This window comes from Streptomyces sp. NPDC030165 (assembly GCF_055573595.1).
In genome coordinates this window covers 129036-143126 of the sequence record NZ_JBVIBD010000010.1, presented here as the reverse complement: position 1 = coordinate 143126, position 14091 = coordinate 129036, and the positions used below count along the sequence as shown (strand labels likewise).

Annotated in this window: 11 protein-coding genes; 5 read left to right on the top strand and 6 right to left on the bottom strand. The window is 71.5% G+C overall.

Going from position 1 to position 14091, the window contains the following annotated elements; translation table 11 throughout:
• The first annotated feature begins 193 nt into the window (after nucleotides 1-193).
• Together pgi and ACZ4Z1_RS20510 are read left to right on the top strand one after the other, a co-directional pair.
• The gene (pgi, locus tag ACZ4Z1_RS20515) at nucleotides 194-1846 is read left to right on the top strand and encodes a glucose-6-phosphate isomerase (RefSeq protein WP_468488144.1); all 1653 of its coding nucleotides are present in this window, start codon (nucleotides 194-196) and stop codon (nucleotides 1844-1846) included.
• A complete protein-coding gene (locus ACZ4Z1_RS20510) occupies nucleotides 1846-2109 on the top strand; it encodes a hypothetical protein (protein ID WP_468488015.1) in 264 nt (87 codons plus the stop codon). The genes pgi and ACZ4Z1_RS20510 overlap by 1 nt, the downstream gene beginning before the upstream one ends.
• A 1039-nt stretch (nucleotides 2110-3148) precedes the next feature.
• Here the strand turns inward: ACZ4Z1_RS20510 and pgl are convergent.
• The 5 genes from pgl to tkt are packed head-to-tail and all read right to left on the bottom strand — an operon-like array spanning nucleotide 3149 to nucleotide 9811.
• Nucleotides 3149-3931, bottom strand: a complete 783-nt coding sequence (gene pgl / locus ACZ4Z1_RS20505; protein WP_468488014.1) for a 6-phosphogluconolactonase — start codon at nucleotides 3929-3931, stop codon at nucleotides 3149-3151.
• On the bottom strand, nucleotides 3928-5052 hold the full coding sequence (gene opcA / locus ACZ4Z1_RS20500) for a glucose-6-phosphate dehydrogenase assembly protein OpcA (RefSeq protein ID WP_468488013.1): 1125 nt from the start codon (nucleotides 5050-5052) through the stop codon (nucleotides 3928-3930). Before opcA ends, pgl begins: the two co-directional genes overlap by 4 nt.
• Complete coding sequence (zwf, locus tag ACZ4Z1_RS20495; RefSeq protein WP_468488012.1) at nucleotides 5049-6572, bottom strand: glucose-6-phosphate dehydrogenase; 1524 nt, start codon at nucleotides 6570-6572, stop codon at nucleotides 5049-5051. Before zwf ends, opcA begins: the two co-directional genes overlap by 4 nt.
• 6 nt (nucleotides 6573-6578) lie before the next feature.
• The gene (gene tal, locus ACZ4Z1_RS20490) at nucleotides 6579-7697 is read right to left on the bottom strand and encodes a transaldolase (protein ID WP_468488011.1); all 1119 of its coding nucleotides are present in this window, start codon (nucleotides 7695-7697) and stop codon (nucleotides 6579-6581) included.
• A 35-nt stretch (nucleotides 7698-7732) separates the two neighbouring features.
• On the bottom strand, nucleotides 7733-9811 hold the full coding sequence (tkt, locus tag ACZ4Z1_RS20485; RefSeq protein ID WP_468488010.1) for a transketolase: 2079 nt from the start codon (nucleotides 9809-9811) through the stop codon (nucleotides 7733-7735).
• Between the two features lie 519 nt (nucleotides 9812-10330).
• Between tkt and ACZ4Z1_RS20480 the strand changes: the two genes are divergently transcribed.
• The 3 genes from ACZ4Z1_RS20480 (at nucleotide 10331) to ACZ4Z1_RS20470 (ending at nucleotide 13023) form a co-directional block, all read left to right on the top strand.
• Nucleotides 10331-11281 carry a heme o synthase gene (locus ACZ4Z1_RS20480; protein ID WP_468488009.1) on the top strand — a complete coding sequence of 317 codons (951 nt, stop codon included), beginning with the start codon at nucleotides 10331-10333 and terminating at the stop codon, nucleotides 11279-11281.
• Nucleotides 11282-11416: 135 nt separating this feature from the next.
• Nucleotides 11417-11791 (top strand): hypothetical protein, encoded by a 375-nt coding sequence (locus ACZ4Z1_RS20475; protein WP_468488008.1) that lies wholly within the window; start codon nucleotides 11417-11419, stop codon nucleotides 11789-11791.
• Nucleotides 11792-11967: 176 nt separating this feature from the next.
• Nucleotides 11968-13023 (top strand): amidohydrolase, encoded by a 1056-nt coding sequence (locus ACZ4Z1_RS20470; protein WP_468488007.1) that lies wholly within the window; start codon nucleotides 11968-11970, stop codon nucleotides 13021-13023.
• Here the strand turns inward: ACZ4Z1_RS20470 and ACZ4Z1_RS20465 are convergent.
• On the bottom strand, nucleotides 12987-14024 hold the full coding sequence (locus ACZ4Z1_RS20465) for a COX15/CtaA family protein (protein WP_468488006.1): 1038 nt from the start codon (nucleotides 14022-14024) through the stop codon (nucleotides 12987-12989). The two genes, ACZ4Z1_RS20470 and ACZ4Z1_RS20465, sit on opposite strands and share 37 nt — an antisense overlap.
• Between the last annotated feature and the right edge of the window lie 67 nt (nucleotides 14025-14091).

The window sequence follows — 14091 nt, the reverse complement described above, 5'->3', positions numbered from 1 at the left end:
CGGCCCGGCCGGAGGGAATACGCCCTCCCGGCCGGGCCGTCGCGTATCCGGCCGGTCGGCCGGGTACCGGCGGGAGGTGCCGAAACGGTTCGCCGGGGCGGCCGACAGCGGGGGGACACCTCATCCCGCACCCTGATCAATTAGGTTGGGAGACGGCGGGGCCGGTACGAGAAGAAGAAGGCTGATGTCCGAGATGAACGCAGAAGGCCGCACCAGGCTCGACCAGACGCCTGAGTGGACCGCGCTGAACAAGCACCGGGAGCAGCTCGGGGAGGTGCGACTGCGCGAGCTGTTCGACCAGGACCCGGAGCGCGCCGCACGCTACACCCTCAAGGTCGGCGACCTGCACCTGGACTACTCCAAGCACCTGGTCACCGACGAGACCCTGCGCCTGCTGCGCGAGCTCGCCGCGGCCCGGGGCGTGGCGGAACTGCGGGACGCGATGTTCCGCGGCGCGAAGATCAACTTCACCGAGGACCGGGCCGTGCTGCACACCGCGCTGCGCGCCCCCGAATCCGCCTCGGTCCAGGTCGACGGCGAGAACGTCGTCCCCGCCGTGCACTCCGTCCTGCGCAAGATGCAGATCTTCGCCGACCGGGTGCGCTCGGGCGAGTGGAAGGGCCACACCGGCAAGCGCATCAAGACGGTCGTCAACATCGGCATCGGCGGCTCCGACCTCGGCCCGGCGATGGCCTACGAGGCGCTGCGCGCCTACACCCACCGCGACATGCAGTTCCGCTTCGTCTCCAACGTGGACGGCGCCGACCTGCACGAGGCCGTCCGCGACCTCGACCCGGCCGAGACGCTCTTCATCGTCGCCTCGAAGACCTTCACCACCATCGAGACGATCACCAACGCCACCTCCGCCCGCAACTGGCTGCTGACCGGCCTGCGCGCCGGCGAGGACGCGGTGGCCAAGCACTTCGTCGCGCTGTCGACCAACGCCGAGAAGGTCGCCGACTTCGGCATCGACACCGACAACATGTTCGAGTTCTGGGACTGGGTCGGCGGCCGCTACTCCTACGACTCCGCCATCGGCCTCTCCCTCATGATCGCGATCGGCCCCGAGCGGTTCCGCGAGATGCTGGCCGGCTTCCACCTCGTCGACGAGCACTTCCGCTGCGCCCCCGCCGAGGAGAACGTCCCGCTCCTGCTCGGCCTGCTCGGCGTCTGGTACGGCAACTTCTGGGACGCCCAGTCGCACGCCGTCCTGCCCTACAGCCACTACCTCTCCAAGTTCACCGCGTACCTCCAGCAGCTGGACATGGAGTCCAACGGCAAGTCCGTCGACCGCGACGGCAACCCCGTCCACTGGCAGACCGGCCCCGTCGTCTGGGGCACCCCCGGCACCAACGGCCAGCACGCGTACTACCAGCTCCTCCACCAGGGCACGAAGCTGATCCCGGCCGACCTCATCGGCTTCGCCCAGCCCGTCGAAGACCTCCAGCCGGGCCTGGTGGCCCAGCACGACCTGCTGATGGCCAACCTCTTCGCCCAGGGCCAGGCACTGGCCTTCGGCAAGACCCCCGACGAGGTACGGGCCGAGGGCGTCCCCGAGGAACTGGTCCCGCACAAGACCTTCCAGGGCAACCGCCCCACCACCACGATCCTCGCCGAGGAACTGTCCCCGTCCGTCCTGGGCCAGCTCATCGCCCTGTACGAGCACAAGGTGTTCGTCCAGGGCGCCATCTGGAACATCGACTCCTTCGACCAGTGGGGCGTCGAACTCGGCAAGGTCCTGGCGAAGCGGGTCGAGCCCGCGCTGACCGAGGGCGCGGACATCGAGGGCCTGGACGCCTCGACGAAGTCCCTGGTCGCCACCTACCGCGCGATGCGGGGCCGCTGATGGCGGCGGACGAGGAAGTCCTGGCGAGCTTCCTGGACCTCCTCACCCCGGAGAACCGCGCCTGGTTGCAGGCCCTCCCGCAGCCCGAGCAGCGGGATGTGGCGTCTCGTCACCTCGCGGCCGTACAGGGCGACAAGGAGCAGGCCCTGGGCCCGTACGACACGCATGACACTGACGTGTCTGGTGTGGCGGTGGGCGACCTCCAGGATCCCGCCCACCTCGCCAACGCGATGGTCCGCCAGGAGCGCGAGCGGAGGTCGTGACCGGCTGAGCACGGTGTCGGGTGGCGCGGGCCCGGGCCCTGCGGACTTCGTCCTCCGGTCCCGGACCCTCCCGTACGTGTCAGGCTGCCGCGTGCGTGGGTGGGGGGCGCCTGCCCCCACCGGCCGTCGGTCGCCGTACGGCGGGAGGGGGCGGGCCGTAGGACGGAGTCTGGAGGACCGGTCCCGTACCCGGGAACGGGGAGCGCCGCCCGGTACGGGCAGCAAGTCGGCCACGGCGGCTGGTCTGCCGCCGGCCGTCGAAACTCACCGGTACGGCGGGGGCGCGGGCCCGGGCCCTGCGGTCTTCGTCCTCCGGTCCCGCACCCTCCCGTACGTACTCGGCTGCCGCGTGCGTGGGTGGGGGCGCCTGCCCCCACCGGCCGTTGATCGCCGTACGGCGGGAGGGGGCGGGCCGTAGGACGGAGTCTGGAGGACCGGTCCCGTACCCGGGTGCGGGGCGGCGGCTACCGGTAGGGGGGCGGGCCCGGGCCCTACAGACTTCGTCCTCCGGTCCCGGACCCTCCCGTACGTGTCAGGCTGCTACGTGCGTGGGTGGGGGGCGCCTGCCCCCACCGGCCGTCGGTCGCCGTACGGCGGGAGGGGGCGGGCCGTAGGACGGAGTCTGGAGGACTGGTCCCGTGCCCGGGAACGGGGAGCGCCGCCCGGTACGGGCAGCAAGTCGGCCACGGCGGCTGGTCTGCCGCCGGCCGTCGAAACTCACCGGTACGGCGGGGGCGCGGGCCCGGGCCCTGCGGACTTCGTCCTCCGGTCCCGGACCCTCCCGTACGTGTCAGGCTGCCACGTGCGTGCGTGGGGGGCGCCTGCCCCCACCGGCCGTTCGCCGCCGTACAACGGAAGGGGGCGGGCCGTAGGACGGAGTCCGGAGGACCGGACCCGTACCCCGGAACGGGGAGCGGCACCCGGTACGGGCAGCAAGTCGGCCACGGCGGCTGGTCTGCCACCGGCCGTCGAAACCCAGGTGGCACGACGAACGGCCCCGCTCCCACCCGGGAACGGGGCCGTTCGTCGTGCGGCGGTGTCAGGCCGAAGCCGGCGGGTAGAGACCGCGCGGCAGTTGCGAGGCGGCTGCCTCGTCCAGGAGCCACAGGGTGCGGCTGCGGCCGTACGCGCCCGCGGCCGGTGCCTGGATCTCGCCGGCTCCGGAGAGCGCCATCGCCGTGGCCTTCGCCTTGTCCTCGCCCGCCGCGAGCAGCCAGACCTCGCGGGCCGCGCGGATCGCGGGCAGGGTCAGGGAGATGCGGGTGGGCGGGGGCTTGGGAGCGCCGTGCACGGCGACGACCGGGCGTTCCGTCTCGCGGACGGCCGGCAGCTCCGGGAAGAGCGACGCGACGTGGGTGTCCGGGCCGACGCCCAGCAGGAGGACGTCGAAGGACGGTACGGGACCGTGGTCCTCGGGGCCCGCCGCGGCGGCCAGTTCGACCGCGTACGCCTCGGCCGCGGCGTCCGCGTCGTTGCCGTACGGGCCGTTGGACGGGGCCATCACGTGCACCCGGGCCGGGTCCACCGGAACGCTGTCCAGCAGGGCCTCACGGGCCTGGGTGTGGTTGCGCTCCGGGTCGCCGTCGGGCAGGAACCGTTCGTCGCCCCACCACAGGTCGAGGCGGGACCAGTCCACCGCGTCCCGGGCGGGCGCCTCGGCGAGGGCCGCGAGCAGCCCGTTGCCGTTGCGGCCGCCCGTCAGGACGACGGAGGCGGAGCCGCGGGCGGCCTGGGCGTCCACGATCTTCGTGATCAGCCGGGCCGCCGCGGCCTTGGCCATCAGCTCCTTGTCGCGGTGGACGACGACCTGCGGCGCGCTCACTCGGAGGCCGCCTTGGAGGCCGCCTTCTTGGAGGCGGACTTCTTGGCGGGCGCCTTGGCCTTGGAGCCGGAGGCGTCGGACCGGGGCTCGGCCGTGTCCGAGGCCTCCGTCGCGTCCGCGGTATCCGCGTCGGCGGCGACCGGCTCGTCGGAGGACGCGGCTGCCTTCGCGGCCAGCGGTGTCTGCGCCCGCTGGGGTTCGCCGAGCCGGTCGACGCCGTACTTCAGCGCGGAGGCGTACGTGTCGTCCGGGTCGAGCCGGCGCAGCTCCTCCGCCAGGAGTTCGGCGGTCTCGCGCCGTTTGAGCGCGACGTTGCGGTCGGGCTGGCCCTGCATGGAGAGCGTGGCCAGGGAGCCGTCCGCGCGGTCCAGTGCGACGGGGCCGCAGTCGGTCTCCATCCGGACGGCGGTCAGGCCGGGGCCGGCCGAGAGCAGCCGTCGGACGGGGACGTCCAGGCGGTCCGCGAGCCACATGCCGAGGAGTTCGACGCTGGGGTTGAACTCCTCGCCCTCGACCTCGACCTCGGCGACCTTGCAGGGCAGCTGGTCGAGTGCCGCGGCCAGCATCGAGCGCCAGGGCGTGATGCGGGTCCAGGACAGGTCCGTGTCGCCGGGCGAGTACGCGTCGGCGCGTTCGGCCAGTTCCCGGATGGGGTTCTCGGCGGTGTACATGTCGGTGACGCGCCGCTGGGCGAGCGCGCCGAGCGGGTCGCGTGCGGCGTCCACGGGGGCGTTGACCGGCCACCATACGACGACCGGCGCGTCCGGCAGCAGAAGCGGCAGGACCACGGACTGGGCGTGGTTGATGGCTTCGCCGTAGAGCCGCAGTACGACCGTCTCGCCGGTGCCGGCGTCCGCGCCGACACGGACCTCGGCGTCCAGGCGGGCCTTGGCGCGGTCGCGGGGCGACCGGCTGACGCGCTTGATGACGACGAGGGTGCGCGAGGGGTGCTCGCGGGATGCCTCGTTGGCGGCCTTGAGGGCGTCGTAGGCGTTCTCCTCGTCGGTGACGATGACGAGGGTGAGCACCATGCCGATGGCGGGGGTGCCGATGCTACGACGGCCCTGGACCAGCGCCTTGTTGACCTTGCTGGCCGTGGTTTCCGTCAGATCGATCTTCATGGCCGACGCCAGCTCCGTCCGTCTCGTGCGAGCATTTCGTCCGCCTCGTCCGGTCCCCAGGTCCCGGCCGCGTACTGTGCGGGCTTGCCGTGCTGGTCCCAGTACTCCTCGATCGGGTCGAGGATGCGCCAGGACTGCTCGACCTCCTCGACGCGCGGGAAGAGGTTGGCGTCGCCGAGCAGGACGTCCAGGATCAGGCGTTCGTACGCCTCCGGGCTGGACTCGGTGAAGGATTCGCCGTACGCGAAGTCCATCGAGACGTCCCGTACCTCCATGGAGGTGCCGGGCACCTTCGACCCGAAGCGCATGGTGACGCCCTCGTCCGGCTGGACGCGGATGACCAGGGCGTTCTGGCCGAGCTCTTCGGTGGCGGTGTGGTCGAAGGGGGAGTGCGGCGCGCGCTGGAAGACGACTGCGATCTCCGTGACGCGGCGGCCCAGGCGTTTGCCGGTGCGCAGGTAGAAGGGGACGCCCGCCCAGCGGCGGTTGTCGACCTCCAGTTTGACGGCGGCGTAGGTGTCGGTGCGGGAGTTGGGGTCGATGCCCTCTTCCTCCAGGTAGCCGACGACCTTTTCGCCGCCCTGCCAGCCGGCCGCGTACTGGGCGCGCACCGTCTCCTTGCCCAGGTCGGCGGGGAGCCGTACGGCGCCCAGCACCTTGGTCTTCTCGGCGACGAGCGCGTCCGCGTCGAAGGAGGCGGGCTCCTCCATGGCGGTCAGCGCGAGCAGCTGGAGGAGGTGGTTCTGGATGACGTCACGGGCGGCGCCGATGCCGTCGTAGTAGCCGGCGCGGCCGCCGATGCCGATGTCCTCGGCCATCGTGATCTGGATGTGGTCGACGTAGGACCGGTTCCACAGCGGCTCGAACAGCGTGTTGGCGAAGCGGAGCGCCAGGATGTTCTGGACGGTCTCCTTGCCGAGGTAGTGGTCGATGCGGAAGACCGACTCGGGCGGGAAGACCTCGTGGACGATCCGGTTCAGTTCCTTGGCACTGGCCAGGTCGTGTCCGAAGGGCTTCTCGATGACGGCGCGGCGCCAGCAGTCGCCCTGCTGGTCGGCCAGGCCGTGCTTCTTGAGCTGCTGGACGACGGTGGGGAAGAACTTGGGGGGTACGGACAGGTAGAAGGCGAAGTTGCCGCCGGTGCCCTGGGCCTTGTCGAGTTCCTCGATGGTGTCCTTGAGGGTCTCGAAGGCCTCGTCGTCGTCGAAGTTGCCCTGGACGAACCGGCAGCCCTGGACGAGCTGCTGCCAGACTTCTTCGCGGAACGGTGTACGGGAGTGCTGTTTGACGGCCTCGTACACCTCCTGTGCGAAGTCCTGGTGTTCCCACTCGCGGCGGGCGAAGCCGATGAGGGAGAAGCCCGGCGGCAGCAGCCCGCGGTTGGCCAGGTCGTAGACGGCAGGCATCAGCTTTTTACGGGACAAATCGCCCGTGACGCCGAAGATGACCAGGCCCGACGGCCCCGCGATACGCGGGAGCCGTCGGTCCGCGGCGTCACGCAGCGGATTGCTGCTGGACAAGGTGGGTCAGCCCTCCGAAGGAGCGAGGCGCTTGAGCTCCGCCTCAGTGGACTTGAGCAGGTCGTTCCAGGACGCCTCGAACTTCTCGACGCCCTCGTCCTCCAGCACCTGCACGACGTCGTCGTACGAGATGCCGATCTTCGCCAGCGCGTCGAGGTCGGCCTGGGCCTGCTCGTAGCTGCCGCGCACCTTGTCACCGGAGATCCCGCCGTGGTCGGCGGTGGCCTCCAGGGTGGCCTCGGGCATGGTGTTGACCGTGTTCGGCGCCACCAGTTCCTCGACGTACATGGTGTCCTTGAGGGCCGGGTCCTTGACGCCGGTCGAGGCCCACAGCGGACGCTGCTTGTTGGCGTGCGCCTTGTCCAGCGCGGCCCAGCGGTCCGAGGTGAAGACCTCTTCGTACGCCTGGTAGGCCAGGCGGGCGTTGGCGACGGCGGCCTTGCCCTTGAGGGCCTTGGCTTCGTCGGTGCCGATCGCGTCCAGGCGCTTGTCGGTCTCGGTGTCCACGCGGGAGACGAAGAAGGACGCCACCGAGTGGATCTTGGACAGGTCCAGGCCGGCGGCCTTGGCCTTCTCCAGGCCCTCCAGGTACGCCGCCATCACCTCGCGGTAGCGCTCCAGCGAGAAGATCAGCGTGACGTTGACGCTGATGCCCCGGGCGATCGTCTCGGTGATCGCCGGCAGGCCCGCCTTGGTGGCCGGGATCTTGATGAGCGCGTTGGGGCGGTCCACCAGCCAGGCCAGCTGCTTGGCCTCGGCGACGGTGGCGCGGGTGTTGTGCGCCAGGCGCGGGTCGACCTCGATGGAGACCCGGCCGTCCTGGCCGTCGGTGGCGTCGAAGACGGGGCGCAGGATGTCGGCCGCGTCCCGGACGTCCGCCGTGGTGATCATCCGGATGGCTTCCTCGACGGTCACCTTGCGGGCCGCGAGGTCGGTGAGCTGGGTGTCGTACCCGTCGCCCTGCGAGATGGCCTTCTGGAAGATCGACGGGTTGGTGGTGACACCGACGACGTGCTGCTGGTCGATCAGCTCGGCCAGGTTGCCGGACGTGATCCGCTTGCGGGACAGGTCGTCCAGCCAGATCGCGACGCCTTCGTCGGAGAGGCGCTTGAGTGCGTCTGTCATGGGGTTTGCATCTCCTACTGGTTCGTGTACGGGCGTCAGCGCGTGGCCGCTGCGAGGGATTCCCGGGCCGCCGTGGCCACCGCGTCGGCGGTGAAGCCGAACTCGTGGAAGAGGACCTTGGCATCCGCCGAGGCACCGAAGTGCTCCAGCGAGACGATGCGGCCCTGGGCGCCCACGTAGCGGTGCCAGGTCAGGCCGATGCCGGCCTCGACCGCGACCCGGGCCTTGACCGTCGGCAGCAGCACGCTGTCGCGGTACCCCTGGTCCTGCTCCTCGAACCACTCGACGGACGGCATCGAGACGACGCGCGTCGGAATGCCTTCGGCCTGGAGCACCTCGCGCGCCTCGACGGCGAGCTGCACCTCGGAGCCGGTGCCGATCAGGATGACCTGCGGCTCGCCGCCCTCGGCCTCGAAGAGTACGTAGCCGCCCTTGGCCGCGGCCGGGTTCGCCTCGTACGTCGGTACGCCCTGACGGGTGAGCGCGAGGCCGTGCGGCGCCGGCTTGGACTGGTGGCGGCGCAGGATCTCGGCCCAGGCGGTGGCGGTCTCGTTGGCGTCGGCCGGGCGCACGATGTTCAGGCCCGGGATGGCGCGCAGCGCGGACAGGTGCTCGACCGGCTGGTGGGTCGGGCCGTCCTCGCCGAGACCGATGGAGTCGTGCGTCCACACGTAGGTCACCGGCAGCTGCATGAGCGCGGCGAGCCGGACGGCGGGGCGCATGTAGTCGGAGAACACCAGGAAGGTGCCGCCGTAGATGCGGGTGTTGCCGTGCAGCGCGATGCCGTTCATGGTCGAGCCCATGGCGTGCTCGCGGATGCCGTAGTGGACCGTGCGGCCGTACGGGCTGGCCTCGGGCAGCGGGTTGCCCTCGGGCAGGAACGACGAGTTCTTGTCGATCGTGGTGTTGTTCGAGCCGGCGAGGTCGGCGGAGCCGCCCCACAGCTCGGGCACGACCGCGCCCAGCGCCTGGAGGATCTTGCCGGAGGCGGCGCGGGTGGCGACGCCCTTGCCGGTCTCGAAGGCGGGCAGCGCCTTCTCCCAGCCGTCCGGCAGCTCGCCGGCCTGGATGCGGTCGAACTGGGCGGCGCGCTCGGGGTTGGCCTCGCGCCAGGCGGCGAGCTTCTTGTCCCACTCGGCGTGCGCCTCGCTGCCGCGCTTCCAGGCGGTGCGGGTGTGCTCGATGACCTCGTCGGAGACCTCGAAGGACTTCTCCGGGTCGAAGCCGAGCACCTTCTTGGTGGCGGCGACCTCTTCGTCACCCAGCGCGGAGCCGTGCGCGGCCTCGGTGTTCTGGGCGTTCGGGGCGGGCCAGGCGATGATCGAGCGGGCGGCGATGAAGGAGGGGCGCTCGGTCTCCTCCTGGGCCGCCTTGAGGGCCTTGGCCAGGCCGACCGGGTCGAGGTCGCCGCTGGGCAGCTGGTCGACGCGCTGGACGTGCCAGCCGTACGACTCGTAGCGCTTGATCGTGTCCTCGGAGATCGCGGTCTCGGTGTCGCCCTCGATGGAGATGTGGTTGTCGTCCCACAGCAGTACGAGGTTGCCGAGCTTCTGGTGGCCCGCGAGCGAGGAGGCCTCGGCCGACACGCCCTCCTGGAGGCAGCCGTCACCGGCGATGACCCAGATGGTGTGGTCGAAGGGCGAGGTGCCGGGGGCGGCCTCCGGGTCGAACAGGCCGCGCTCGTAGCGGGCGGCCATGGCCATGCCCACGGCGTTGGCGACGCCCTGGCCGAGCGGGCCGGTGGTGGTCTCCACGCCGACCGTGTGGCCGTACTCCGGGTGGCCCGGGGTCTTGGAGCCCCAGGTGCGGAAGGACTTCAGGTCGTCCAGCTCCAGGCCGTAGCCGGCCAGGTAGAGCTGGATGTAGAGGGTCAGGCTGGAGTGGCCCGCGGACAGTACGAACCGGTCGCGGCCGGTCCACTTCGCGTCCGCCGGGTCGTGCCGCATCAGTTTCTGGAAGAGAACGTAGGCGGCCGGCGCGAGGCTCATGGCGGTACCCGGATGGCCGTTACCGACCTTCTGCACGGAATCCATGGCCAGGACGCGGACGGTATCGACGGCCCGCTGGTCCAGATCGGTCCACTCGAAATCTGTGGTGGTCGGCTTGGTGCTCACCCTGAGTCAGGGCTCCTCTCCACATGTCGAATGCCGGGGACGGTTTGTCCGCCGGGCGTTGTCGAGCCTACCCCTGCATGTACGCGCGTCTTTTCGACGGAGCGTCGACGGCTCGTCATGACGAAACTCGACGCCTTAGGCAACCAAATCCGGACTCCGGGTATTCCCGCCCCGGGCGGGACGGCCACTGTCCAGACTGCCGGGCGGTGCCCGCCTTCGCCTCCTGAACGGCGTGAACGGCGGGCGAAGGGCCCGGAAAGGCGCGCCCGCGGGGAGCGGCGGCGGGGCGCGGACGGGCGGCCGCAACCGGTACGCGGCACGCGCGGGAAACGGTGGGCGGTACGGCCCTTGCGGCCCCGGTACCCCCTCAACACGACCCCACCCCCGCGAAGGCCGTCGTATGGCCAACGTCTAAAGTGGCGTGGTACGCGCAAGCCTTAACCGGGTCTTCACGGCCGGGAACGCTTGCTGGCCTTATCTTCGCGGCGCAAGTCGCTGATGTTACTTCCAGGGGTGTGCGTGACGGCCGTCGAATCCCGTCCTGCGGGGGTCCTAGTCCAGGGCCCGCAGGGTTCAGGTCACCGTCCGTTCGGGGCCCGCGTCAAGGCGTTCGTGGCACTCACCAAGCCGCGCGTCATCGAGCTGCTGCTCATGACGACGGTCCCGGTGATGTTCCTGGCGGCCGGCGGCGTCCCCGACCTCTGGCTGGTGCTGGCCACCTGCGTCGGCGGTTACCTCTCCGCCGGCGGCGCGGCCGCGTTCAACATGTACATCGACCGCGACATCGACGCCCTGATGGACCGCACCTCGCAGCGGCCCCTGGTCACCGGCATGGTCTCGCCCCGCGAGTGCCTGGTCTTCGCGACCGCGCTGGCGGTCGGCTCGACGGCCTGGTTCTGGTTCCTGGTCAACCCGCTGTCGGCGATGCTGTCGCTCGGTGCCCTGCTGTTCTACGTCGTCGTTTACACGATGATCCTCAAGCGGCGTACCGCGCAGAACATCGTCTGGGGCGGCATCGCGGGCTGCATGCCGGTCTTCATCGGCTGGTCCGCGGTCACCAATACCGTTTCCTGGGCCTCGGCCGTCCTCTTCCTTGTCATCTTCTTCTGGACGCCGCCGCACTACTGGCCGCTGTCGATGAAGGCCAAGGACGATTACGAGCGGGTCGGCGTGCCGATGCTGCCGGTCATCGCGGGGAACAAGGCCGTGGCGCGGCAGATCGTGGCGTACAGCTGGGTGATGGTCCTGGTGTCGCTGCTGCTCCAGCCGCTGGGGTACACCGGCTGGTTCTACACGGTGGTGGCGGTGCTGTGCGGCGCCTTCTGGCTGAAGGAGGCGCACGCCCTCCAGGCTCGCGCCAAGGCCGGGATCACCGGGCCGAAGCTCAAGGAGATGCGGCTGTTCCACTGGTCGATCACCTATGTGTCGCTGCTGTTCGTCGCCGTCGCCGTGGACCCGTTCCTGCGGTAGGGGTGCGTTCGCCGAGACGTCCGCCGGGCCCGTCACGATCCGTTCGTGGCGGGCCCGCGGCGTGTGTGCGGCGTCCCGCGCGGCCCGCCCGTACGGCTCTTCCCCCGCTGATTACCGGCGGGTAGCATCCTGTCCATGGCAGACACCAAGCAGGCGGACGAGCAGCTCGACGACCAGGTGGCGGGGGGCTGGACCCGTAAGCGCGACGAGCGGCGGACGGCCGCCCTCGCCAAGGCCGTCCGCGCCTTCGCCACCGCCCACGGCGGCAGCGCCGGGGCCCAGCTCGCCCACATCGGCCGCGGCCGCGTCCGGATCGCGCTGGTCGGCGCCGACGGCCAGTGGGGCAACCTGGTCGCCGACACCCAGGACATCGCACGGGCCGCCGCCGAGCGGGCGGGCGCCGAACTGCACGACGACTTCGACGGCGAACTGGCGGCCAAGGTGCGCACCGGGCCGTACGAGTGGTCACGGATGGCGGGCATCCAGGTGGGCGGCCCGTCCAACAGCTGAACCCCGCGCGGCCACCGGTTCCGCCGGCACGGACCGCGCCGGACGGCGCCGCGGCCCGGCCGGGACCGCTACCTGACGACCGCGTCGTCCGTTGAGCCCATCAGGGGCGGCATCCGTGCCGCCCCTGGTGGGCTTTCGGCGCAGCGGGCGCCTTCGGCTTCGGCGAGGAGGGGCGGATGGACCACCTGCCACCGCTCGTGGACCAGCACAGCCACGGCGCGCTCCACGGTGACCTGGGACTCGGCGCCTTCGAGGCGCGGCTGGCCGCCGCCTCCGGCGGACAAGGCCCGGCGCCCGCCGGCACCACCTTCTTCGACAGCTGGACCGGCCTCGGCGTACGCCGCTGGTGCCCGCCGCTGCTCGGCCTGGAGGCGCACTGCCCACCGGCCCGCTACCTCGCCCGCAGACGGGAGCTGGGCGCCTTCCACGCCGGCCGCCTGCTGCTGCGCGGCGCCGGAATCGGCACGTTCCTGCTGGAGACGGGTGCGCCCAGCGAGCTGACCACGGCCGGCGAGCTGGCCGCCGCGGCCGAGGCCCGCGCCCATGAGGTCATACGGCTCGAAGCGCTCGCCGAACAGGTCGCGGACACCTCCGGCAGCGTCGACTCCTTCATCGGCTACACCGCGGAAGCGATCTACGCGGCCACCCAGGGAGCCACCGCCTTCGCCTCCGGCGCCGCCTTCTGCGAGGGCCGCGCCCCCGAGGCGGGCGAGGTGCGGCGCGCGGCCGACCGGTGGCTGCGGGGCCGCAAGCCGGGGGAGCGGCTGACCGAGCCGTCGCTCCTGCGGCACCTGCTGTGGAGCGCGGTCGCCACCGGCGTACCCGTACAGCTGCACTGTTCCGACCCGCTGCCGCTGTCGGGCTTCCTGACGGCCACCACCGGCATCGGTACGGACCTGGTGCTGCTGCCCCGGCCGCCGCACCACCGCCGGGCGGCGCAGCTGGCCGCGGTCCACCCGCATGTCTACGCGGACGCCGGACCGCGCCCCGAGGAGACGCTCGCGCAGGCCCCGTTCGGCAAGCTGATGTTCTCCACGGGGGCGCGGGCGCTGCCCGAGCTGTACGTGACGGGCACGCGCTTCTTCGTACGGGCCGTGGAGCGGGTCGTACGGGAGTGGGCGGAGGAGGGCATGTGCGCGCCCGCGGACGCGCGGCGGATCACCGCCATGGTCACGTCCGGGACGGCGCGCCGCGTCTACCGGCTGGAGGCGGAGGTGCCGGCGGCCGGCTGAGGCTCGGCGGCCGTCCGGGCCTCGGCGGCGGGGGCGGGCACCTCGGCTTCGGTCGTGGGCGCCTCGTCCGTACCGGCCGGTACGGGCCCCCGGTCGCGCAGCGCCAGGTAGATGCGCAGTACGCAGATCCACACCAGCGTCGAGACCAGCATGTGCAGCCCGACGACGATCTCCGGCAGGCCCGCGAAGTACTGGACGTAGCCGATGACTCCCTGGAGCGCGATGCAGCCGAACAGCTCCAGCACCATGCGGCGCGGCGCGGCCGGTGCCTTGACGGCGCGCAGCGTGAACCACAGGGCCACCGACAGGCCGACGACGATGTAGACGAAGTCGACGTGCAGCTGGGTGATCTCGCGCCAGTCCACCGGGATGCGGTGGACCTTCTTGGCGTCGCCCGCGTGCGGTCCGGCGCCGGTGACGACGGTGCCGAGGACGGTCAGCGCGCCGGTCGCCAGCACCAGCAGTCCGGCGAGCTGGCGCACCGGCCGGGAGACCAGGTCGCGCGGCGCCTGGTCGCCCTCCGCCGCCCGCCGCCAGGCCAGCACGGAGACCGTGAGCAGGGCGGTGGTGAGGAGGAAGTGCGCGGCGACGAGGTACGGGTTCAGGCCGGTCAGGACGACGATGCCGCCCCAGACCGCGTTGCCCATGACGACCCAGAACATGGCCCAGCCGAGCCGGGTGAGCGAGCGGCGCCGGGGGGTACGGGCGCGGGCCGCGATGATGAACACGCCGATGAACGCGCACAGTACGTACGTCAGCAGGCGGTTGCCGAACTCGATGAGGCCGTTGATGCCCATCGCGGCGGTCGGGGTCAGGCTGTCCGGGGTGCACTTGGGCCAGGTCGAGCACCCCAGCCCGGACTGGGTGAGCCGGACGGCGCCGCCGGTCACGACGATGACGACGGACATCACGACGGTGGCCAGCGCGGCCCGCCGTACGAAGGCGGCGCTCGGCTGCCAGCGGCGCGCGATCAGCTCAAAGGGGTTCCACGTGTTCGGCACGCAGCCATCGTAGGCCGCGGCTTGTGCAAAGTTTCACGAGGGGGTGGGGCAACGCGCGGACCGCTTA